At 51.4% G+C, this 21,228-nt stretch carries 22 protein-coding genes, 1 tRNA gene and 1 other RNA gene; 14 read left to right on the top strand and 10 right to left on the bottom strand.

The window, feature by feature from the left end; genetic code table 11:
- The first annotated feature begins 33 nt into the window (after window positions 1-33).
- From ccmI to BM025_RS12105, 3 genes are read left to right on the top strand one after another with little or no spacing between them, the layout of a single operon-like run.
- The gene (gene ccmI, locus BM025_RS12115) at window positions 34-1,278 is read left to right on the top strand and encodes a c-type cytochrome biogenesis protein CcmI (RefSeq protein ID WP_085849829.1); all 1,245 of its coding nucleotides are present in this window, start codon (window positions 34-36) and stop codon (window positions 1,276-1,278) included.
- On the top strand, window positions 1,275-1,760 hold the full coding sequence (ruvX, locus tag BM025_RS12110) for a Holliday junction resolvase RuvX (RefSeq protein ID WP_085849828.1): 486 nt from the start codon (window positions 1,275-1,277) through the stop codon (window positions 1,758-1,760). The genes ccmI and ruvX overlap by 4 nt, the downstream gene beginning before the upstream one ends.
- Window positions 1,757-2,017: a DUF1289 domain-containing protein gene (locus tag BM025_RS12105; protein ID WP_085849827.1), complete on the top strand. Its 261-nt coding sequence runs from the start codon at window positions 1,757-1,759 to the stop codon at window positions 2,015-2,017. Before ruvX ends, BM025_RS12105 begins: the two co-directional genes overlap by 4 nt.
- On the opposite strand, the gene BM025_RS12100 is transcribed toward BM025_RS12105, so the two are convergent.
- Window positions 2,014-2,838 (bottom strand): sulfite exporter TauE/SafE family protein, encoded by an 825-nt coding sequence (locus BM025_RS12100; protein WP_085849826.1) that lies wholly within the window; start codon window positions 2,836-2,838, stop codon window positions 2,014-2,016. The genes BM025_RS12105 and BM025_RS12100 overlap by 4 nt on opposite strands.
- A gap of 49 nt (window positions 2,839-2,887) precedes the next feature.
- A complete protein-coding gene (locus BM025_RS12095) occupies window positions 2,888-3,871 on the bottom strand; it encodes an oxidoreductase (protein ID WP_085849825.1) in 984 nt (327 codons plus the stop codon).
- Between the two features lie 199 nt (window positions 3,872-4,070).
- Between BM025_RS12095 and ssrA the strand changes: the two genes are divergently transcribed.
- From ssrA to BM025_RS12070, 5 genes are all read left to right on the top strand, one after another.
- Window positions 4,071-4,448, top strand: a transfer-messenger RNA (tmRNA) gene (gene ssrA / locus BM025_RS12090).
- A gap of 401 nt (window positions 4,449-4,849) precedes the next feature.
- On the top strand, window positions 4,850-5,362 hold the full coding sequence (locus BM025_RS12085) for an SspB family protein (protein WP_085849824.1): 513 nt from the start codon (window positions 4,850-4,852) through the stop codon (window positions 5,360-5,362).
- 254 nt (window positions 5,363-5,616) lie between these two features.
- Window positions 5,617-7,011 carry a class II fumarate hydratase gene (fumC, locus tag BM025_RS12080; RefSeq protein WP_085849823.1) on the top strand — a complete coding sequence of 465 codons (1,395 nt, stop codon included), beginning with the start codon at window positions 5,617-5,619 and terminating at the stop codon, window positions 7,009-7,011.
- Window positions 7,012-7,117: 106 nt separating this feature from the next.
- On the top strand, window positions 7,118-7,300 hold the full coding sequence (locus tag BM025_RS12075) for a DUF4169 family protein (protein ID WP_085849946.1): 183 nt from the start codon (window positions 7,118-7,120) through the stop codon (window positions 7,298-7,300).
- Window positions 7,297-7,530, top strand: a complete 234-nt coding sequence (locus tag BM025_RS12070; RefSeq protein ID WP_085849822.1) for a ribbon-helix-helix domain-containing protein — start codon at window positions 7,297-7,299, stop codon at window positions 7,528-7,530. Before BM025_RS12075 ends, BM025_RS12070 begins: the two co-directional genes overlap by 4 nt.
- On the opposite strand, the gene BM025_RS12065 is transcribed toward BM025_RS12070, so the two are convergent.
- From BM025_RS12065 to cysS, 3 genes are read right to left on the bottom strand one after another with little or no spacing between them, the layout of a single operon-like run.
- Window positions 7,503-8,294 (bottom strand): squalene/phytoene synthase family protein, encoded by a 792-nt coding sequence (locus tag BM025_RS12065; protein WP_085849821.1) that lies wholly within the window; start codon window positions 8,292-8,294, stop codon window positions 7,503-7,505. The genes BM025_RS12070 and BM025_RS12065 overlap by 28 nt on opposite strands.
- Window positions 8,295-9,935 (bottom strand): citramalate synthase, encoded by a 1,641-nt coding sequence (cimA, locus tag BM025_RS12060; RefSeq protein ID WP_085849820.1) that lies wholly within the window; start codon window positions 9,933-9,935, stop codon window positions 8,295-8,297.
- On the bottom strand, window positions 9,932-11,500 hold the full coding sequence (gene cysS, locus BM025_RS12055; protein ID WP_085849945.1) for a cysteine--tRNA ligase: 1,569 nt from the start codon (window positions 11,498-11,500) through the stop codon (window positions 9,932-9,934). The genes cimA and cysS overlap by 4 nt, the downstream gene beginning before the upstream one ends.
- A 187-nt stretch (window positions 11,501-11,687) precedes the next feature.
- On the opposite strand from cysS, the gene mazG reads away from it, so the two are divergent.
- The 3 genes from mazG to BM025_RS12040 all read left to right on the top strand — a co-directional run bounded on the left by mazG (window position 11,688) and on the right by BM025_RS12040 (window position 14,417).
- Entirely contained in the window at window positions 11,688-12,521 is an 834-nt protein-coding gene (mazG, locus tag BM025_RS12050) for a nucleoside triphosphate pyrophosphohydrolase (RefSeq protein WP_085849819.1), read from the top strand.
- Between the two features lie 97 nt (window positions 12,522-12,618).
- Window positions 12,619-13,623: a Fe(3+) ABC transporter substrate-binding protein gene (locus BM025_RS12045; protein ID WP_085849818.1), complete on the top strand. Its 1,005-nt coding sequence runs from the start codon at window positions 12,619-12,621 to the stop codon at window positions 13,621-13,623.
- 311 nt (window positions 13,624-13,934) lie between these two features.
- Window positions 13,935-14,417, top strand: a complete 483-nt coding sequence (locus BM025_RS12040) for a GNAT family N-acetyltransferase (RefSeq protein ID WP_085849817.1) — start codon at window positions 13,935-13,937, stop codon at window positions 14,415-14,417.
- Here the strand turns inward: BM025_RS12040 and rnd are convergent.
- Window positions 14,414-15,571 (bottom strand): ribonuclease D, encoded by a 1,158-nt coding sequence (gene rnd, locus BM025_RS12035; RefSeq protein ID WP_085849816.1) that lies wholly within the window; start codon window positions 15,569-15,571, stop codon window positions 14,414-14,416. The two genes, BM025_RS12040 and rnd, sit on opposite strands and share 4 nt — an antisense overlap.
- Before the next feature lie 280 nt (window positions 15,572-15,851).
- On the opposite strand from rnd, the gene BM025_RS18945 reads away from it, so the two are divergent.
- The gene (locus tag BM025_RS18945; RefSeq protein ID WP_139204569.1) at window positions 15,852-16,070 is read left to right on the top strand and encodes a hypothetical protein; all 219 of its coding nucleotides are present in this window, start codon (window positions 15,852-15,854) and stop codon (window positions 16,068-16,070) included.
- A 26-nt stretch (window positions 16,071-16,096) separates the two neighbouring features.
- On the opposite strand, the gene purN is transcribed toward BM025_RS18945, so the two are convergent.
- Together purN and purM are read right to left on the bottom strand one after the other, a co-directional pair.
- On the bottom strand, window positions 16,097-16,681 hold the full coding sequence (gene purN / locus BM025_RS12030) for a phosphoribosylglycinamide formyltransferase (protein ID WP_085849815.1): 585 nt from the start codon (window positions 16,679-16,681) through the stop codon (window positions 16,097-16,099).
- A gap of 13 nt (window positions 16,682-16,694) precedes the next feature.
- Window positions 16,695-17,741: a phosphoribosylformylglycinamidine cyclo-ligase gene (purM, locus tag BM025_RS12025; RefSeq protein ID WP_085849814.1), complete on the bottom strand. Its 1,047-nt coding sequence runs from the start codon at window positions 17,739-17,741 to the stop codon at window positions 16,695-16,697.
- Between the two features lie 124 nt (window positions 17,742-17,865).
- Between purM and BM025_RS12020 the strand changes: the two genes are divergently transcribed.
- Window positions 17,866-17,942: transfer RNA gene (locus BM025_RS12020), tRNA-Ile, on the top strand.
- Between the two features lie 659 nt (window positions 17,943-18,601).
- On the opposite strand, the gene BM025_RS12015 is transcribed toward BM025_RS12020, so the two are convergent.
- Entirely contained in the window at window positions 18,602-19,936 is a 1,335-nt protein-coding gene (locus tag BM025_RS12015) for a DUF7986 domain-containing protein (protein ID WP_085849813.1), read from the bottom strand.
- A gap of 188 nt (window positions 19,937-20,124) precedes the next feature.
- Between BM025_RS12015 and BM025_RS12010 the strand changes: the two genes are divergently transcribed.
- Entirely contained in the window at window positions 20,125-20,361 is a 237-nt protein-coding gene (locus BM025_RS12010) for a DUF6429 family protein (RefSeq protein ID WP_085849812.1), read from the top strand.
- A 204-nt stretch (window positions 20,362-20,565) separates the two neighbouring features.
- Here the strand turns inward: BM025_RS12010 and BM025_RS12005 are convergent, their stop codons facing one another.
- The gene (locus BM025_RS12005; protein ID WP_085849811.1) at window positions 20,566-20,976 is read right to left on the bottom strand and encodes a GFA family protein; all 411 of its coding nucleotides are present in this window, start codon (window positions 20,974-20,976) and stop codon (window positions 20,566-20,568) included.
- Window positions 20,977-21,228: the final 252 nt, after the last annotated feature.

Raw genomic sequence — 21,228 nt, 5'->3', positions numbered from 1 at the left:
GACATCCAAACCTGTCTTGGCTCGGATACCTTTATGACCTTTTGGATCATCGTTTCTTTCATCGCCGCTTTGGCTACAGCGCCTTTGGTGCTGGTGTTGCTGCGCGCGCGCGCCTCTGACGCGGATGACAGTGGCAACACTGCTGTTGAATTGCGGGTCTACAAAGACCAATTGTCCGAAGTCGAACGAGACCTGTCACGCGGCATGTTATCTGACGAGGCCGCCAAACGCGCTCGTTTGGAAATTTCACGCCGCATGCTTGATGCCGACACCAAAGGCAAACAGCATATCACCAAAGATGCACCCTTGCCCCTTTGGGCCGCTTTGACTGTGGGGGCTTTGGTACTCGGTGGTGGCATCTGGCTTTACGCCGATATGGGCGCGCTTGGGTACAAAGACCTGCCGCTCAAAGACCGCTTGGAATGGGCAAACGAATTGCGCGAAACCCGCCCTTCGCAGGCCACAGCCGAACAAACAGCGCCCGCCTCGCCCCCTTTGGACACGCCTGATCCACAACATATCGTGCTTTTGGAAAAACTGCGCGCAGCTTTGGACACGCGCCCGAATGACCTGCAAGGCCACATGCTTATGGCGCGCAATGCCGCTGTCGTGGGCGAATACCGCGATGCCTATGCCGCGCAACAACGTGTGATTGATCTGAAAGGTGACGGGGCAACAGCCGAAGATTACGCCAGCTTAGCCGATATGATGATCCTTGCTGTGGGCGGGTATGTTTCACCTGAATCCGAGGCAGCGATCACCAAATCTATGGCCCGCGACGCGAACAACGGCACTGCAAATTACTATGCGGGATTGATGTTTGCCCAAACAGGGCGGCCAGATATGACCTTTCAATTGTGGAGTAGACTGTTGTCAAACAGCGCTCCTGATGATCTGTGGGTCGGGCCTATTCGTGGCCAAATCGAAGCTGTGGCACAGGCGGCTGGAGTGCGTTACACCCTGCCCCCACTTTCGGCGACGAGTCCCAACGCTGGCCTGAAAGGCCCAACAGCCGATGACATCGACGCAGCCGCAGATATGGATGCAAACGACAGACAAGATTTCATTCGCTCGATGGTCAATCAACTGTCAGCGCGATTGGCCAATGATGGCGGATCACCAGAAGAATGGGCCCGCTTGATTTCATCTTTGGGCGTTTTGGGTGACACTGCGCGTGCCCGTGCTATATGGAACGAGGCTCAGATCATCTTTGGACCTGACCCCAAAGCTTTGGCGCAAATTAGCGCCGCGGCCCAATCCGCAGGAGTGACCCAATGAGCACGCAAATTTTCGACGACATTATCGAATTCGCGGGCACTCTTGCCCCGATGAGCGCGATTGCTGGGCTTGATTTTGGTGACAAAACCATTGGTGTCGCGGTATCTGATCGCTTTCGGTCTATTTCATCTTCGGCCATGACCGTGCGGCGTAAAAAGTTCACACTGGACGCGCAAGAGTTGATCAAAGTCTTTGAAGAACGCGAGATTGGCGGCGTTGTTTTGGGATTGCCGCGTAACATGGATGGGTCCGAGGGCCCGCGTTGCCAAAAGACCCGTGCATTCGCGCGCAACCTAAGTCAATTGATTGAAATTCCAATCACTTACTGGGATGAACGCCTGTCGACCGTGGCTGCAGAGCGCGTGATGCTTGAGGCAGATATGTCGCGTGCAAAACGTGCCGAAAAGATCGATCAAGTTGCCGCTGGGCTGATTTTGCAAGGGGCTTTGGACCGTTTGGGCCATTTGAAAACTGCATCATGATTAAAACGTCAGATACAAGCACGGATAAAATCTGGGTACGGGCAGAGATTGAAAGTCCGTGCACCAAAGTGTGTCAAATTCATCCTGAGACACGGATGTGCTTGGGCTGCGCGCGCTCAATCGACGAAATCGGCGGCTGGTCCAAAATGACACCAGATCAACGCAGCGCCGTTATGGCCGATCTGCCAAACCGCAGCCCTGCCCCAAACACGCGGCGCGGCGGACGCGCAGCACGGCTTAAACGCACGTTTGACTAAGCGCCAAAAGTTTTGCGCAGCATATTGAACGCCACCAAAATCAAAAACACCCCAAACAAGCGCTTGAGTGGCTTTGGATTCATCCGGTGCGCCAATTTCGCCCCGTAAGGTGCCGTGATCAACGTCATTGCAATCACAATCAAAAATGCCGGAATATTCACAGCGCCAATGGTGAAGGGCGGCGTGATATCTTGCGGCAAATCCACCAATAAAAAACCCACCACAGACGGAATGGCGATCACAGCCCCCAGTCCCGCAGCCGTGGCCACAGCGCGGTGAATAGGCACGCCGTACAGCGTCATCGTTGGCACCCCAAGCGATCCGCCACCGATTCCCATCAGCACAGATAAAAACCCGATCGCAGTTGACAAAATACTACGCCAAACGCCTTTGGGCATTTGCGCGCCCAACCGCCAATTCACATTACCAAAGGCCATGTAAATGCCAACAATCACCGCCATAACGCCAAAAATAAGCTGCAAACTTGACGATTTAAGCACGCTGGCCGTCAACATTCCCAGCACGGCACCGAACACAATTCCAGGGGCGAGTGATTTGAGAATATCCCAATCCACAGCGCCTTTTTTATGATGCGCAGCAACCGATCGAAGCGATGTGACGATGATCGTTGCCAGTGAAGTCGCCACACAAATTTGCATTAAGATATCAGAGTCAAACCCCAGATATGAAAAGGCGAAATAGAACGCAGGCACCAAAACGATGCCGCCGCCCACGCCCAAAAGTCCGGCCAAAATGCCACCAAATGCGCCAATAACAAGCAGCAGCCCCACCACAGGCACGAGGGTATGTAAATCAGTCACAAGCGCTCTTTCAGAATTCAATTTTGTTCAGGTTTTTGTACAAACAGGGTCAAATTTCAACAACCACACGGCCTTTAACCCCGCCCTGTAAAATATCTGCGCCAAGTTTGGGCAGGTCATCCAAGGTGGCCGAGACCGTCATACTGTCCAATTTGTCCAGAGGCAAATCTGTCGCCACCCGCGCCCAAGCGCGTTGGCGGTTTTCAAACGGCTGCATCACGCTGTCGATGCCTAACAAGTTCACACCACGCAACAAAAATGGAATGACGCTGGCTGGCAGGTTTGCCCCCCCAGCCAAGCCTATCGAGGCAACAGAGCCACCGTATTTAAGTTGGCCTAAGATGCGCGCCAACATTTCGCCGCCCACAGCATCAATGCAGCCCGCCCATGTTTCCGCCTCAAGCGGGCGTTTGACAACTTCATTGATGTCGCCGCGCGCTACAATCTGCGATGCGCCCAAGGATTTAAGATACTCAGCTTGTTCAGGTCGCCCTGTCACACCAGCGACCTCATAGCCCAAATTGGCCAAAATCGCAGTTGCAACAGATCCGACGCCACCCGCAGCACCAGTGACCAGCACAGGGCCTTTGTCAGGCGTTAATCCGTGATCTTCAAGCGCCAAAACCGCGAGCATTGCGGTGAAGCCCGCTGTGCCGACGGCCATTGCTTGGCGCGTTGTTAGGCCGTGGGGCAAAGGCACCAACCAGTCAGCAGAAACGCGTGCCTTTTCGGCGTAACCGCCCCAATGCATCTCACCTACACGCCAGCCTGTCAGCACAACTTTGTCACCGGGGGCGTAACGTGCGTCTTTGGATGTCTCAACAATGCCCGCGAAGTCGATGCCGGGTACATGGGGATAATTGCGCACAAGTCCGCCACCTTTGGGCGATAAACACAGGCCATCTTTGTAGTTTAGCGTTGAATATTCAACTTTGACGGTCACATCGCCCGCAGGCAACATACCTTCGTCAATGTCTTTCACATGCGCAGCCGCAAGCCCATCTGACCCCTGCTCCATCACCAATGCCCGCATCGTATCCTCCTGCACTCAATCACGCCAAATATCGGCTCATTCTATCGTTCAAAACACTCACAACCTGTACGATAAATGTCAAACCATTCCGTCAAACCATGCAAAGGGCGCGACTGATACTTGCGCCCTCAAATTTTGTCAGTTTTCTGATGCGCAGTAATGGCCGCAGCCCCTAAATTTCAACGCCTTACCTATAACGCCCCTTGCAGCGCGCCAGCGCCCGCCTTATATATTGCGTGTCGGGCTTGCTCGACTATGGACATAAACGCGCTCGCAATAAGCGGATCGGACCAGGGGGCGGTACCCTGCGTCTCCACCAATCACTCCCGCTCAAAGCTCTCATTTGGGGTTCGGATCGGGGCACATGGGGACGAAATAGGATCGACGGACGTCTAAAGGGGTTAGCTTTGTTTCGGTGAGTTACCACCGTTATCGGTACACAATGAGTAGTTGCAAATGACAACAAAGCTCCAATGGCTCTCGCAGCGTAAGCTGTGCGAAACATTGAAAATCTAAGTCCTTACGCTTAGCAGCGTTTGGCGGGGTTCGCAGGTACCTGGCAACAGAAACCTGCACTTTCACTCACATGTTAATATGTTTTTCTGCGCTGAAATCTTTGTAATGACGCATTTTTCGCGCCTTTACCCCTGTATTTCAAGGATCGTAACGGATCATTTATGTCTTTTGTGCTATGGCTTTCGCAACCTGCAAACGGGTCTGTGCTGTGGCGACATTAAAAGGCCCTAATGGCAGTGTGCCCAAAATTCTATTGGTTAGGGTCTGTCTGGCAACACATTTTTCGAGTGGTTCAGTGCAAATTGGAATTGTAGAAAGCGCATAAAAACAACGCCACTTTGAATGGTTGTGAAAACCTGATCTGGTAATCCCTAAATTCTTGCGAGCCCGACTGCGTTCGACCTCTTTCCTTCAGCCCCGAATCCCCTATGCTGCACATAAGAAGATATGGAAGGATGCGGGATGGCTAAATCCATCGATTACGGAAATCTAATGCACAACGCGATGCGCGGTTTGATCCGGCAAGTGCTCGAAAACGTGCGCAAAGACGGATTGCCGGGGGATCACCATTTTTTCATCACCTTCGACACGATGCACCCTGATGTGGAATTGGCGGACTGGCTGTCAGATCGTTACCCAGAAGAAATGACTGTGGTGATTCAGCATTGGTTCGACAATCTTGAAGTCAACGAAGACAGCTTTTCAATCACGTTGAATTTTGGCGACAGCCCGGAACCTTTGTTTATTCCATATGACGCTATTCGCACTTTTGTGGATCCGTCGGTTGAATTTGGCCTGCGATTTGAAACGCAAGAGTCTGATGAAGATGATGACGACGATACAGAAATTTCAGACAGTGCCAAAATTACTGATGCCGACGTGTCAGAATTCGAGCCTGCTAAACCAAGTAAAACTGACGTGAAAAAAGCCCCGAAAGAGGCTGAAATTGTATCACTCGATCAATTTCGCAAATAGATTGATTTCTTAGGGCAAGGCGCGTCAATTGCAAACCTTGCCCAAAATCTCAATATACCCAAACGCCTTGGTCTAGAGTTTAAGCAAAGACATGCTAAAATGACGATGAGCTACGGGTGGCTCAATTTGACCCAACAATTTGTCAAATTATAGCGCTAACACCTATATGTATGCGGCTGTATACATTGCATGATTGGCCCTTAACGCGTATATCCATTCCAAATTATGGCTTCGCATCAAGGGAGAGCGCTCCGATGACCACCACCCGTACAGAAACTGACAGTTTTGGCCCACTAGAGGTTCCATCAGATAAATACTGGGGCGCGCAAACGCAGCGATCCATCATGAATTTCCCCATTGGTTGGGAAAAACAGCCCGTGCCCATCATCCGCGCGCTTGGTGTTGTGAAAAAAGCCTGTGCGATGGAAAACTTTGCGCAAGGCAACCTAACCAAAGAGCTGGCCGATGCAATTATCGCAGCCGCGACAGAAGTGATCGACGGCAAATTCGACGACAACTTCCCACTTGTCGTGTGGCAAACGGGGTCAGGCACCCAGTCCAACATGAACGCCAACGAAGTGATTTCGAACCGCGCAATTGAAATGCTCGGCGGTGAATTGGCAAGCAAAAAGCCGGTTCACCCCAACGATCATTGCAACATGGGCCAGTCGTCCAACGACACCTTCCCAACCGCCATGCACGTAGCCATCGGCATGCAAGCGCGTGATGTCTTGCTGCCCGGTCTCGACAAACTGGCTTCTGCTTTGGAAGCCAAGTCTGAGCAGTTCAAAGACATCATCAAAATCGGCCGTACCCACACGCAAGATGCGACCCCTTTGACATTGGGCCAAGAATTCGGCGGCTACGCGCATCAAGTGCGCAAAGGCATCGAGCGCGTGAACTCTTGTTTGCCAGACATTTATGAGCTGGCCCAAGGCGGCACAGCGGTTGGCACAGGTCTAAACACCAAAAAAGGCTGGTCCGAAGCCGTCGCCAAACACATGGCCGACATCACTGATCTGCCCTTTGTCACCGCCCCTAACAAATTTGAATCCTTGGCCGCACACGACGCGATGGTCATGTTCTCTGGCGCGTTGAAAACCGTTGCTGCGTCCTTGTTCAAAATAGCCAACGACATGCGTTTACTCGGCTCTGGACCGCGCTCAGGTCTGGGCGAATTGATCTTGCCAGAAAACGAGCCGGGCTCTTCTATTATGCCAGGCAAAGTGAACCCAACCCAAGCCGAGGCTCTTACCATGGTCTGCTGCCACGTTATGGGCAATGACGCGGCTGTCGGCATGGCTGGGTCGCAAGGCCACTTTGAGTTGAACGTTTACAACCCAATGATGTCTTATAACGTGTTGCAATCTATGCAACTTTTGGGCGACAGCGCCTCAGCATTCACCGACAACATGGTTGTAGGCACAGAGGCCAATATCGATCGCATCGACAAGTTGATGAAAGAAAGCTTGATGCTGGTCACAGCTTTGGCACCCACCATCGGCTACGACAATGCGACCAAAGTTGCCAAAACCGCGCATAAGAATGGCACGACTTTGAAAGAAGAAGCCATCGCTTTGGGCTTTGTCGATGCTGAAACCTTTGACGCTGTTGTGCGTCCTGAACAGATGATTGGTCCAAAAGACTAATTATCTTATATACCAGCACCTTACTGGGCGGTCTTTGGGTCGCCCTTTTGCTTTGCCCCAAACAACTGACTTGCCAGAAGCACGTAAAGCGGTAACATTACACCCCATGAGCAACACCATAAATCTCAATGCCTTTCGTAAACAAAAGGCTCGCACAGCCAAACGTGCGCAGGCTGATGAGAACTCTGTGAAGTTCGGTCGTACAAAGGCGCAAAAAGAGTTGGAAAAAGCCCAGAAGGCCAAAGCTAAGGCCGTGCTTGATGGCCATAAAACGGAAAGTCTCGAATGATTGGCCGCCCCGTCAAACGATCACTCACACTACACGGCCACCGCACATCCGTATCACTGGAAGATTCATTCTGGACCGCCTTTCGTGACATAGCCAGAGAAACAGGCAAACCTATCAACGTGTTAGCAGCCGAAATTGATGAATTGCGCGGCGTGGAAAGTGGTCTGGCATCGGCCATTCGGGTCTATATTTTGAATTACTATCAGACAAAAGCCCAAGACGGCGCTTGAGACACCAGTGCCAAACGCAAGGATTGGCGCAAAGGCGTCAGGCTTAAGCGCCCCTCACTGACCGCATGCGGATCGCGTGCAACAATTTTGAGCAACGGCAGATGCGTCATGGCATCAATCATCGGTGCGCGGGCTGTTTTGCTTAATGTCGCAAGCACTGCACCGCTCCCCTGAGCTGCATCCAGCGCATCCTGTGCCAATTGCGAAACACTCTCTGGTCGCCCGTCCAGCAATGGAATGCGTCCGGCATCTTCCAACTTGGGAACAGCCGCGAAATACCGCACCAATGCACCAGCATATGCAATATTTTTCAATGCCTTATCATGCGCATTTGATGCACCAAGTAAACGCGAAGCTTCCACCAATGGGGTCGCATAACTGCTGGTAAGATACCGTTTAAAGGCTGCGCTATCTTCATGCGGATCTTTGTAAATATCCCACTGACGCGCAGTGACGGTCGCGTCCAAAGCCTCGGCAGCCTTGGCATCTATCACCTGCGCAAAAGGTCGCGCGACCTCATGGGCGCGCGGGTCTTTTCCGTCGATCTTTTCCTGCAAAACATCGCGCCAGAACTGCAATCGCATTTCCGCAATCATGCTTTCTTTGGTCAACCACGGCGCTTTGGCAATTTCCAAACAAAAGGCATGGATCGGAAACAACACATCTCGTGCAGCAACGGGCGCGGCCATTGTGGCGCGAAATCGTTCTTGATCAGCTTCACGCACCAAGTTGGCACAGGCTTGCACGTCTTGCGGTTTCAACATTTATTCCGCACCCAAGGCTTGCGCCCCGTCTTGCACAAGCTTCCAATTGATCGCGTCCAACAGCGCCTCGAATGAGGCATCTATGATGTTAGAAGACACGCCAACTGTCGACCAACGCCGCCCAATGCTGTCTTCGTGATCAATGATAACCCGTGTGCGGGCCTCTGTACCGCCTTGGGTAATTCTGACTTTGTAATCAACAAGTTCCATGTCTTCTATCAGGCTTTGGTAGGGGCCCAAATCTTTGACAAGCGCCTTTGACAACGCATTCACTGGCCCACCATCAGTGCCGTCTGCTATGATGCCTTCGGACACGGATAATAGCCGTTCCCCGCCTATGTTCACCACAACCGTGGCCTCTGATAGGTGGCTCATTTTGCCGCGACTGTCCAAGCGACGCTCGACCGTGGCACGATAGCGTTCGACCGAGAAAAACTGTGGCAAAAGGCCGATTTCTGCCCGCGCCAGCAATTCAAACGACGCCTGTGCGGTGTCAAATGAATAACCTATGCCTTCAAGCTCTTTGATCCGGTCCAAAATACGCCCCATCGCAGGGTCGTCTTTGGGTAAGTTCAGCCCCATATCGCCCAAACGTTTGCGCAGATTTGACTGCCCCGCTTGGTTCGACATCGGCACAATCCGCGCATTGCCCACGGTTTCGGGCGGAATATGTTCGTACGTGGTCGGATCTTTCAAAATAGCCGAGGCATGTAAGCCCGCTTTATGCGCAAACGCAGAGGCGCCAACATAGGGCGCAGAGCGGTTTGGCACGTGGTTCAAAATATCGTCCAGCATACGCGACACTTGCACAAGGCTTTGCAGACCATCCGCAGGAACGCCAGTTTCAAGCGTCGATTTATACGGCTCTTTCAGCAAAAGCGTTGGGATCAACGTGATCAAATTGGCGTTGCCGCAGCGTTCGCCAAGACCGTTCAACGTGCCTTGTACCTGACGCGCACCAGCGTTGATTGCAGCTAATGAATTGGCCACGGCATTGCCCGTATCGTCATGTGTGTGGATCGCCAGATGATCACCGGGAATACCAGATTCAATCACTTTGCGTGTGATTTCAAAGACTTCATCCGGTAAAGCCCCGCCATTGGTGTCGCATAAAACGATCCAGCGCGCGCCGGCGTCGTATGCCGCTTTCAGACATTTCAACGCGTAATCGGGATTGGCTTTATATCCGTCAAAGAAATGTTCAGCGTCAAACAATGCTTCGCGGCCATTTTTAACCAAATGCGCAAAGGACGCCGAAATATTTTCGACGTTTTCGTCCAAAGTGATACCAAGCGCGGTGGTCACGTGGAAATCATGGGTTTTGCCCACCAAACACACGGCATCCGTGCCTGCGTTCATCACGCCCGCGAGCACTTCGTCATTTTCGGCCGAGCGCCCTGCCCGTTTGGTCATGCCAAAGGCCAAAAACGTGGCTTTTGTTTTGGGCGCTTGTTCGAAAAATTCGGAATCTGTTGGGTTGGCGCCGGGCCAACCGCCTTCGATATAATCCACCCCAAGCCTGTCGAGCGCATCGGTGATTTGGTATTTTTCAGCCGTTGAAAACTGCACGCCTTGGGTTTGTTGACCATCGCGCAGCGTGGTGTCGAAGAGATAAAGGCGATCTTTTTGAGCGGCGTTCACAGCAGACCCTCCAGTTTTGAGGGATCGAAATTCTGCGTCAACTCCCAAGAAACACCATCAGAAGTATCCTTTACTGCGACACCTGAATTTGCAAATGCGTCCCTCAATTTATCCGCTCTGGCCCAATCTTTATCTTGTCTAGCTTTTCGCCGTTCTTCTAGAAGTGCTTCGATTAGCTTTGACACATCCGTGTTTATACTAACTGATTTTAACTTTTCAGACCAAACACTGTGCCGAAGGGAATTAATGCCATCAAGCGTAAAGCCTAAAATCTCAAAGCCTTCATTGAACCACAGAATCTCCTGACTCCGATCATTGTTTCCAGAAACTACCGTCCCCGGCAAAAAAGGCTCAGAAAGAAACGAATGCAGTTTATCCATTTCTGAAATTGCTTTTGAAGTATTTAAGTCGTCAGCGAGCGCAAGAATAATTGGGTTGGGCTCCGAAACGATGCTTTTGTTTACAGAAAACGACTCAAGTATTCTCGCCCAATTATCGAGCTTAACAGCAGCATCCTCTATAGACTGGCTAGTAACATCCATCGGTGAGCGGTAATGAGTTTGAAGAAAACGAAGGCGAATAGCGGGTCCAATATTGTCAATTGCAAATTGACGTTGATATTTTTCTATTAAATCCCGCACGGTGAAGAAATTGCCCAAAGACTTGGACATCTTCTTGCCTTCAACCTGCAACATTTCATTGTGGAGCCAATAGTTAGCAAAGCCCGCGCCATCCTCGGCGTGGCCGCTTGCGCAGCAGCTTTGCGCGATCTCGTTTTCGTGGTGCGGGAACATCAAATCGTTGCCGCCGCCGTGAATGTCGAAGGTGTGAGGATGTGCGAGTGCTTTTTCACTCAGCACCCCCGCTTCAAATGGCCTCTTCCACAACAAATCCTCTGCCATGGCAGAACATTCGATATGCCATCCAGGGCGACCTTTTCCCCAAGGGCTGTCCCATCCAGGTTGATCGCCCACAGAGGGCTTCCACAGCACGAAATCCATAGGATCACGTTTGTTGTCAGCCACTTCGACCCGCGCACCTGCGATCATATCATCAACTGAGCGCCCAGACAGAGTACCGTATTTTTCGTAACTTTTCACCGAAAACAGCACATGCCCTGCGCCATCTGAATAAGCATGACCTTTGGCAATCAGTGTTTCAATCATCGTGATCATCTGCGCGATATATTCGGTCGCGCGTGGCATTTGATCAGGATCAAGCGCACCAACGGATCGCATATCGTCCAAATACCAGCCGATTGTCTCGTCTGTGATTTCGCGAATAGACCGACCTGTTTGCGCCGCCTTGGCATTGATTTTATCATCCACGTCAGTGAAATTGCGCACATAAGTAACGTGGTTTTCACCGTACACATGGCGCAGCAAGCGATACAGCACATCGAACACAATCACAGGGCGCGCATTGCCGATATGGGCGCGATCATAGACCGTCGGCCCACAGACATACATCCGCACATTGTTCGCATCAATCGGCACAAACGCTTCTTTTTTGCGTGTTTTCGTGTTGGTCAGGCGGATTTCGGTCGCATTTTTTGTCTCAGGCATAGCTTTTCCTTCGGGTGTCCCCGCGGGCATATCAGCTTCATTCAATAGAGAAAAGAGACCAGAACCCGCGTGAAAATATCAGCAGGTAATGCAGCAAATAATGAGGGTGCATGTCTTGGTCATAACAAGATGTGTAACAGCGCAAACTTGGCTTGCAAAGCCCCCTAATTCTGCTCACTTTAGCCTTATGACAGATAAACCAAACCGCGACCCGATCTTTGAAGTGCCCGAGGGCATCGAACAGCTGCTTGAAATCATGCGTCGTCTGCGTGACCCCGTGGGTGGTTGTCCGTGGGATGTTGAGCAAACGTTTGAAACCATTGCGCCTTTTTCCATCGAAGAAGCCTATGAGGTCGAGGATGCGATCAAGCGTGGTGACATGGTGGACCTGCAATCTGAGTTGGGGGATCTTTTGTTTCAATCGGTGTTTCAATCGCAAATAGCAGCCGACAAAGGCCTGTTTGATTTTCAAGATGTGGCCAAAACGATTGCAACCAAAATGATTGATCGTCACCCGCATGTGTTTGGCGATCAAAGCAATCAAAAATCGCCAGAACAGCAGACAATTGACTGGGAAGTGCAAAAAGCGTCTGAGCGTGACCGCCGAGGCGAAACGCGGGTTTTAGATGGCGTTGCCATGGGGTTGCCAGCATTGATGCGCGCGCAAAAATTGCAAAAACGCGCGGCGCGTGTTGGGTTTGATTGGCCTGATGTCACCCATGTAATAGATAAGATTGTCGAAGAATCCGCTGAACTGGTTGAGGCCCGCAACATTAAAACCCAAGCAGATGTGTTTGAAGAATATGGTGATTTACTATTCGTGATGGTAAATTTGGGGCGGCATATGGGGATTGAAACTGAAGAAGCCTTGCGTGCAGCAAATGAAAAATTCATACGCCGTTTCAATGCTGTAGAAAACGAGCTGCAAAAGATAGGCAAGTCCCCAAAGGACAGTGATCTGGCTGAAATGGACGCCATTTGGGACAAGGTCAAAATACGCGACAAACAAGGAAAGCTATAGGCACAATCGCGCCATAATAAACCCGATTGTTCCAATCAGGTATTGACCCGACTAATTCTGTCAGATTAAAACCTTCCAACGCAACTTGGAGGATATCATGACCTTACGCACCACACTTATCGCGACAACACTTTTGGCCGCATCCCCCGCCTTCGCAGCAGATGTTAACGTGTATTCACACCGTCAACCCGAGCTAATCGCACCACTGACCGAAGCATTCACCGCAAAAACAGGCATCAATGTAAACGTTGCCTTTCTTGAAAAAGGCTTGGTCGAACGTTTAAAGGCCGAAGGCGATCGGTCCCCTGCAGATGTTATTTTGACCGTGGATATTTCGCGTCTGGCCGAAGCTGTTGATGCTGGTGTGACACAGTCAATTGATACCGAGACGCTGAGGGCCAATGTGCCTGCCGCATACCATGATCCCGAAGGGCATTGGTGGGGTGTTACCACACGGGCGCGCATTGTTTATGCATCCCGCGAGGCGACAAAAGAGGGTGATATCACCACATACGAAGATCTTGCTGACCCGAAATGGAAGGGCCGTATTTGCACACGCTCAGGCACGCATTCCTACATGATCGGCCTGACATCTGCCTATCTTGCCCACCACGGCGCGGAAAACACCAAAACGTGGTTGGCCGCCATCAAAGACAACTTGGCGCGCAAACCGCAAGGCAACGACCGCGCACAGGTAAAAGCAATCTGGGCCGGCGAATGCGACATCTCGCTGGGCAACACATATTACATGGGCCAGATGCTTGCGGACCCCGATCAAAAAGTCTGGGCGGATTCTGTACGTCTCGATTTTCCTGTGTTCGAGGGCCACGGCACACACGTGAATATTTCTGGTGTCGCTTTGACCAAATCGGCCAAGAACATTGCGGAAGCCACACAATTCATTGAATATTTGACGTCCCCCGAAGCACAAACGATCTACGCCGAAGTCAACAGTGAATACCCAATTGCGCCAGGCACAGAGCCAAGCGAATTGGTGGCAAGCTGGGGCAGCTTTAAAGCCGATGATCTGAACTTGATGACCATCGCTGGTGAGCGTGCAGAAGCATTGCGTTTGACCGAAGAAGTTGACTACGACGGCTAATTGGAACGGTTAATCTAGAATGGTTGATGAGGATCGATTAATCAAAACCGACTGATTGAAACCAGCCTGTAGACACAAACGACGCCTTTGGGATGAGGGATTGCACCCGCCTTTTGCTTTTGCGATAGGCGGGTTTTTTATCGCTTGACGGTGGCGACCAGCTTGGGCAGAATAACCACATGAAGAAAATGATCGTCACAACAGTATATTATGCCCGTTCCTCATAAGGTGCGGTTTAAGTTGTGACATAACAAAAGCCGCCGCAGGGTGGCTTTTTGTGTTTTGGCGTCCTGTGGCATCAGGAGACCAAAATGATAGAGACTTTAGAACAAACCATCACCATCCGCCCTGCCCGCCGCAGCGATTGCCGTGCCTTGGCGCGCATGATCGAAGAGTTGGCAAAACACCATGGCGATGTGCCGCTGATTTCTGAAGATGCATTGCGGTCCAGTGTTTTCACCACCGAACCTTGGTTGAGCATTCTCGTGGCCGAACGCGGCGAACGATTGATTGGCTACGCTGGCCTTGTGCGCGGATTCAAACTGCATTTCGGGCAGCGAACGCTGGATTTACACCACCTGTACATCGCCAAAGACATGCGCGGGCGCGGTGTTGGGCGGCAATTGATTGATGCCGCAGCTGACACAGCAACAGCCCTTGGATGTCGCGAGCTAACAGTTAGTACGCAAGATATAAATACGGCGGCACAGTTGTCCTATGCCGCCTGTGGGTTTGAACAGGTCCCCAAAGACCCCTCGATCACATTTAAAATGGACCTTGATCTATACGCTTAAAGCGGGATCACAGCCACTTTTTGACCTTTAACAGCCAAGCCGATTTCACCGTTGCACAGACGCATAGCATCATCGCCAAACACCTCTGCCCGCCAGCCTGACAGCGCGGGCAGATCACGTTTGCCCGCTGCGATCATATCAAGTTGCGCGGAAGACGCGATCATTTTTGCCGCAACATTCGCGGTGTCAGATTTGGCTTTCAACAACACGCGCAACATATCGGCCAACGCAGGGTTCACCTGCAATTTATCGCGGTCAGGATCAACCTTTGGCATTTGCTCGGCAGTGTATTTCGACGCGGCTTCAATCGCGGCAATGATACCATCAGCAATGTCGCCTTTACGGGCTTCACGTAAAAGCAAACGAGATCGTGACAAATCCTGTGCATTTTTAGGCTTGGTCGATGCCAATTCCAGCATCGCATCATCTTTGTAAACACGGTTGCGGGGAATGTCGCGCGACTGTGAATATTCTTCGCGAAATGCTGCAAGCTCTTTGACCGCAGCCAAAAATTTACCCGAACTGGTGCGTGTTTTCACACGTTTCCAAGCGTCCTCAGGCTCCACCACATAAGTACCAGGCGACATAAGCACCTGCATCTCTTCGGCGACCCATTTTTCGCGGTTCGTTTTCTTGATCTCAGCGTCCAAGAATTCGTAAATCATCCGCAAATGCGTCACATCCGCCAGCGCGTATGTCTCTTGGGCTGGCGTCAATGGGCGGCGCGACCAATCGGTAAAACGTGATGTTTTATCAAGGCTTTGCTTGGCAATCTTGCGCACCAAAGTCTCGTACCCAACCTGTTCACCAAACCCGCAAACCATCGCGGCCACTTGGGTGTCGAACAAAGGCGCAGGGATAACGCCACCTTGGATATAGAAAATTTCTAAATCTTGGCGCGCTGCGTGAAATACTTTGACCACATCTTCGTTGCGAAACAGCTCATAGAGCGGCGCAAGATCTATATCTTTGGCTAAAGGGTCAAGTAAAACGGCGTCTTCTTCGTTGTCCCCAGTTACAGCAAGCTGCACGAGGCAAAGCTTGGAATAATAGGTGCGCTCTCGAAGGAATTCCGTGTCCACAGTGACAAAAGGATAGTTTTTGGCGTGGTCGCAAAAGGCTTGAAGCGCCTCAGTCGTTTTGATGGTGATCATGTACGTCTTTTCTAAGTTTTACGGGGTCATCCCGCAGATCGTGGCTTTTTTTAAGCAACTTAGGCCAAAAAGAAAAGCAGATAGGTTGAATTGCCGGTAGCCCCCTGAATTCAGTTAAAATCATCGTGCTAGAATGACCTAGAGATACACAAGCATCAATAATTGTGATCGTAAGTGTAAAATATATTCGTTTTTAAAATACAATGCCGCGTGAGAAAGTGACGCCATCACTCACCCGCAGGCAAAACTGCATTTAGATATACAGCAAAGGCCCATAATCATGTCCAGTATTACAAAGATACCTAGACCGCTCACTTTGACACCCAACACAACTCTTTCAAGCCACCCTATCTTGAAAAACGGTTGGGGTTTACTCATTGCGGTGGGAATTATGGTCATTTTGATGGGGCTTGGCCCAAGCCTTTTCCCGAAAACACCGACCTATCAAGGCGAAGATTGGCACGGCAACAGTGCGGGTTCAGCACTTGAACGTCACTAGGGTTTAGAAAGTCAAATCGCAGCGCGTCAATCGCGCGCTGCGAACGCACCAGAGACAAAACTGCGCAGGGTTTCAGGATAAATTTTGTGCTCTAAAGGTAGAATTTTGGCGGCAAGCGTCTCTGCTGTGTCATCAGGGGCAATATCCACGCGCTCTTGTGCTAAAATAGGCCCGCCATCCAACTCTGCTGTGACCTCATGCACCGAACATCCCGCTTGCGCATCGCCTGCTTCGATCGCGCGCTGGTGTGTGTGCAGCCCTTTGTATTTGGGCAACAACGATGGGTGAATGTTCAGCATTTTACCCGCATAATGCGTGATAAACTCTGGCGTGAGAATCCGCATAAATCCAGCCAAAGCAACGACATCAGGGGCATAGGGATCAAGTGCTGCAATCACCGCCGCATCAAAAGCAGCGCGGTCGCCTTTGAACTCTTTATGATCGACAACCACAGTAGGAATGCCCAAAGCCTGCGCCTTGGCCAGCCCGCCTGCATCAGGGCGATTGGACAACACCACACAAGGCCGTGCAGGGTGATCCCCCCTCATTGATTGGGCCAGTGTCACCATGTTGGACCCACTGCCCGAGATCAATATCGCAACGTTTTTCACTTGAGCGCGCCCTTTACGTCAACGATCCTGTGTAACGCACGCCCGCGCCAGCAGTCACAGTGCCGAGCGTGTAGACAGTTTCGCCTTCAGCTTCGAGCAACGCGATAATCGCATCCGCGCGCGCGGCATCGACAGACAAAACCATGCCAACGCCTGCGTTAAAGGTTTTGAGCATTTCAGATTCGGCCAAACCAGCGGTGTCGGCGATCCAAGAAAACACAGGCGGCAAAGTCCAAGAGGTCAGATCAATATCAGCGCCCAAGTCATCCGGCAAAACCCGCGGCAAGTTTTCAGTCAAACCACCGCCCGTGATGTGCGCCAGCGCGTGAACACCGCCCGCACGGATCGCAGCCAGCGTTTGTTTCACATAAAGACGTGTTGGTTTCAAAAGCTCTTCGCCAAGTGTGCCATCTGCGAAAGGCGCTTTATCGCCCCAGCCCAGCCCAGAAACCTCAACGGTTTTACGCACCAAAGAATAGCCGTTGGAATGTACACCGTCAGATGCCAAGCCAATCAAGACATCGCCAGCAACAACGCCAGCCGGCAAGTCCTGCCCGCGCTCCATCGCGCCGACAGAAAACCCTGCGAGATCGAAATCACCGTCATGGTACATGCCAGGCATTTCAGCAGTTTCACCACCGATCAACGCGCATCCGGACAATTCACAACCCTTGGCAATGCCTTCGATAATCGCGGTCGCTTGGTCAAGTTCAAGCTTGCCAGTTGCAAAGTAATCTAGGAAAAACAAAGGCTCAGCACCCTGACAGACCAGATCATTCACACACATAGCGACCAGATCGATGCCAATCGTAGAGACGTTACCTGTATCAATTGCAATGCGTAGTTTGGTGCCAACGCCGTCGGTCGCAGCCACAAGAATTGGGTCTGTGTACCCTGCCCCTTTGAGATCGAACAAAGCACCAAACCCACCGAGACCCGCCATCACGCCTGAGCGCGCGGTTTTCTTGGCCGCAGGTTTGATCCGCTCTACAAGCGCATTGCCTGCATCAATATCCACACCGGCATCCGCGTATGTTAGGCCGCTTTTTGCATCGCTCATGATCTAAAATCCCCAAACTGGCATCATTTGCACGCGCTTTATCGCACTCTGGGACGTAAGGAAAGCAAAAGCGCAAATCATCCGCTTGACCCCCGTGCAATCTCGCCATATTCAAGGCCTCGGCGGGCCTGTAGCTCAACTGGTTAGAGCAGAGCGCTCATAACGCTTTGGTTGCGGGTTCAAGTCCTGCCGGGCCTACCAATTTCCAATAAATTCAAATACTTACCGCCAAAGTGGGAAACTTAAAACACCCCAAATACCCATGAACATTTAGAGAATCTTTCCCACTTTTAGACAGCATCCTCTTTTAACAAAAAGAGAATCCCAGGTGTCAGCCAATCGCACCGACTGATATTTTATATCTGGCACCCAAACCTTTCTTACCCGCCACGTCGATTGCCGCTGTGTTGATGTGTTGGAACGCCCCAAAAATCGGACAGGCAGGCAACTCGTGAAATGTATGAGGTTTCGAGAACGTCACGCTATTTGGAGGCGGTGTGCACCAAAAAACGTATAAATAATTAGTAATTTTTATAACTGTGGGGGAATTATGGGGAAGTAGGTGCACTTTCATACCACACAACCCCGAACTATTGACCACTGCCTTCGGAGGGCAGAGATAGCCCATCCGTTCATGACATGTTCGCTTCTTGTACAGGGTTTGGTCAGGGTTCGAGGGTATTGAGATACTCTCAATCTTGGTCGGGACAAGAAACCAAAACAAGTGATCGTTGAATGTCTCCCTTATCCGCAGCTATTCTGTAACATTAGTGGTAGCGTGGCCTAAAAGCGAAAGGCTGCATTCAGCATTGCTGCCCTTCGTACAACGCACAGCATTTCAGCTCATCGTACCAGCCAGCTTACTTTCGGTATTCTTGTAGACCTAGCTCAGCCCACATCCAGCCAAAATCGTATTCTTCGATTGCCTCATTTTGATGCATAGCGCTGTTGTTCTCCAACTTCTTTAGCCATTCGACCACCTTCACACGGCCCTCTTTACTCCGCACTGCTTGGTTAGGTGATTTACCTCCTAACGCTGGTATCGGCGCATCAAGCGTTTCGCGATAATGCCGGTCCATGTGTTCCCGAACTATCTGCCGTGCGATCTCTGGGGGAATTTCGTCAGCATCCTCCAAGTCCAATTCATCTTGCTCTTCAGCCATCATTTGTTCGACTGTGCGGATCGTGGTCAGAGGTTGCTTTAAATACTGGCCCGCCGCCTTCATCACCAAGTGGCGCACTCTATCGGCGCGAGCGGATGAGTTCACATTGATAAGCAGGGATTTACCTTTGAGCTCTATATGACCTAGCACAGTGCGACCGTCTGTCTGTGAATCCAACACTAGACCATCGTTTTCCCTTGGGGCCTTGCTGCCGTGTGGTGCGAGCCAAGTCCAACAACGTGCACCATCGGCGGCAAAGCAATTGAGCTCGCTCAAGCAAAGGGAAACTTCTTTCTGCCTAACGCCTGTCTCAAATGGAAATCGTAGATCATGAAACATAATGTCTTCGCCATCTGCGTTGGTGAATTCGGGCAATTCCTTCGAAAGCGCCCGTGGTAGGGCCGTAAATAGCCAAGCGCTGGTGAAGATCGGCGCGCATTTCAAGATCTGGTTTGACGCGAGTGATAGCTTATCGTTTTTATCGGCGTTCAACACGGTGGATAAACCATCCAACAAGAGCGCAACGGCCTCTCTAGAAAAAGCCAGGAGCGCACCCGAAATCACATGGACGTCGTTTTCGGAAATGACACGAACGACAATCCGGTCCCATTGCTTCAATGACTGCGTTGCCGATCCTTCAAGCACCGTGACGGGCTTTGCGTCTCCAACTAGATCTTTAAGAACCATGGACGTTCCGGGCTTAACCTCACTGACTTCGTAAAGGCTGACTGGTGTATCTCGCAGAGCACCGAAATACTCACGATTGGCAGCTGGTTCGTTCCATCCGCGTCGCTTGAGGTAAAGGTCGACAATATTGCCGTCTTCGTACTGGCGGCTCAGAAAATCTTCGAATCCACATCCCCATAACACGCCAGGCCAAGGCTCCCCCAACACTTCGGGTAGGTCATCATAATCAAGGTCAAATTCCTCAAGAGCTGGCATCAAATGCTCTGCCACGACTTCCTGCAAGCGTCCAAACCAAAGATCATCCTGACTGATGAAGGTAAGTAAATCCGAGATGTCATTGCGCACATCAGCTCTCCAACTCTTAGCCGTATTCAGCGCAATTCATAGCCAAATTGCGAACCGGTGTCAGCACCTGGGTGCCGTTGATTTGAGAAAACAATAATCCCAGTCGGCCCAAAACAGCCCCTGATATCTTGGACCATTTGCTGCATTCAAGCTTGACGAAACCCTCATTTCTGGCGTTCCCTGTGACAATGAAGATCAATGAGGACAGTGTTGACGACGCGGTTCTGGCGCTGCTCTGGCTGACGCTTCACGACGGGCACCGCGCCTGGAAGGGCCATGACTGGGACGTGCTCGGTCGGCTGCACGAAAAGGGACTCATTCTGGATCCGGTCGGCAAAGCAAAGTCAGTGGTGCTTACAAACGACGGCTTGCGCCGGTCAGAAAAACTGTTCAAAGCCCTTTTCACCAATGCGCCAAAGACTTGACTGAATGAATTGCTGTCTCAGGTCAGGAAGGCCCAGAGCCGACCCTGGCCACCACTTCAAAATGATGCAATGCGGTCGGCTATTGCGGCCATTCGTGCATCACGCAGCATCTCTGTCCCTCGAATGACAGCAAACCCGGACGAAGCCGATGGTTGCGTCCTTATCGTCTATCTGTTGTCTGAAATACATCATCGGCGCGAGCTTTCAGCGGGGAAGTCCGTCGATTCTTTCGATGGAGGCCAGATCGTTGTCCCAGTTCGCACGACTGGAACAGCAGATATGCGCGTTGGGTAGCATGTCGAACTGGCTGTCAAGCGACCCTGCCGGCACCACAATCAAACCAATCTCCGGTTGGGAAATAGGCAGTGCGGATCCGCAGTCGGAGCAAAAGCTCTTCATGTGGCGTGAACCAGGGAGATGAAACATCTTGATGTTTGCCTCACCTGAAACCCAGATGAGTTTGGCTGTGGACGAAAACAGGTTTGCCGAATGGGCCGAACCGCTATCCTTGCGGCAGCGGGAGCAGTGGCACAGGAAGAAGCTCTCGAACTCTCCCGATATGCGGAATTTCACTGCTCCACAGAGGCATTGTCCCGTAGTCGGATTGTTGTCCATTCACACTCCTCGCGACCGGCACCGCTCTGCTTCCAGTCGAACGCATTTCTTTGTTCCTTTGTATCCGCGTATTGGAACCGGGTCAAAAGGGCTCAAAGAGAGACAATCTCGGCCTCGCAGAAGATCAGCGAATTGAAAACCATGCCTTCCGTCATTCACGGCCCTGAGCCGCCATTGCCCGAGAATTAGCGCTGCTGCGGTGCGGCCCGTCAGAGGAGACATTCGCTGCAACTGCAAAACCGGTAGGCCAAG

This window comes from Pacificibacter marinus (assembly GCF_900109555.1).
Taxonomy (GTDB): domain Bacteria; phylum Pseudomonadota; class Alphaproteobacteria; order Rhodobacterales; family Rhodobacteraceae; genus Celeribacter; species Celeribacter marinus_C.
The sequence above is the reverse complement of the archived record's forward strand: the minus strand, read 5'-3'. Positions and strand labels throughout refer to the sequence as shown.

Bases quoted from the DNA above. Each gene is read 5' to 3' on its own strand.
- rnd (WP_085849816.1), bottom strand. From the start codon at position 15,571: ATGATCACCATCAAAACGACTGAGGCGCTTCAAGCCTTTTGCGACCAC.
- BM025_RS12040 (WP_085849817.1), top strand. From the start codon at position 13,935: ATGATAGAGACTTTAGAACAAACCATCACCATCCGCCCTGCCCGCCGC.
- BM025_RS12045 (WP_085849818.1), top strand. From the start codon at position 12,619: ATGACCTTACGCACCACACTTATCGCGACAACACTTTTGGCCGCATCC.
- BM025_RS12065 (WP_085849821.1), bottom strand. From the start codon at position 8,294: ATGTTGAAACCGCAAGACGTGCAAGCCTGTGCCAACTTGGTGCGTGAA.
- BM025_RS12010 (WP_085849812.1), top strand. From the start codon at position 20,125: ATGAAGATCAATGAGGACAGTGTTGACGACGCGGTTCTGGCGCTGCTC.
- BM025_RS18945 (WP_139204569.1), top strand. From the start codon at position 15,852: ATGTCCAGTATTACAAAGATACCTAGACCGCTCACTTTGACACCCAAC.
- BM025_RS12095 (WP_085849825.1), bottom strand. From the start codon at position 3,871: ATGCGGGCATTGGTGATGGAGCAGGGGTCAGATGGGCTTGCGGCTGCG.
- BM025_RS12070 (WP_085849822.1), top strand. From the start codon at position 7,297: ATGATTGGCCGCCCCGTCAAACGATCACTCACACTACACGGCCACCGC.
- BM025_RS12005 (WP_085849811.1), bottom strand. From the start codon at position 20,976: ATGGACAACAATCCGACTACGGGACAATGCCTCTGTGGAGCAGTGAAA.
- cysS (WP_085849945.1), bottom strand. From the start codon at position 11,500: ATGCCTGAGACAAAAAATGCGACCGAAATCCGCCTGACCAACACGAAA.
- fumC (WP_085849823.1), top strand. From the start codon at position 5,617: ATGACCACCACCCGTACAGAAACTGACAGTTTTGGCCCACTAGAGGTT.
- BM025_RS12105 (WP_085849827.1), top strand. From the start codon at position 1,757: ATGATTAAAACGTCAGATACAAGCACGGATAAAATCTGGGTACGGGCA.
- ccmI (WP_085849829.1), top strand. From the start codon at position 34: ATGACCTTTTGGATCATCGTTTCTTTCATCGCCGCTTTGGCTACAGCG.
- mazG (WP_085849819.1), top strand. From the start codon at position 11,688: ATGACAGATAAACCAAACCGCGACCCGATCTTTGAAGTGCCCGAGGGC.
- ruvX (WP_085849828.1), top strand. From the start codon at position 1,275: ATGAGCACGCAAATTTTCGACGACATTATCGAATTCGCGGGCACTCTT.
- BM025_RS12085 (WP_085849824.1), top strand. From the start codon at position 4,850: ATGGCTAAATCCATCGATTACGGAAATCTAATGCACAACGCGATGCGC.
- purM (WP_085849814.1), bottom strand. From the start codon at position 17,741: ATGAGCGATGCAAAAAGCGGCCTAACATACGCGGATGCCGGTGTGGAT.
- BM025_RS12075 (WP_085849946.1), top strand. From the start codon at position 7,118: ATGAGCAACACCATAAATCTCAATGCCTTTCGTAAACAAAAGGCTCGC.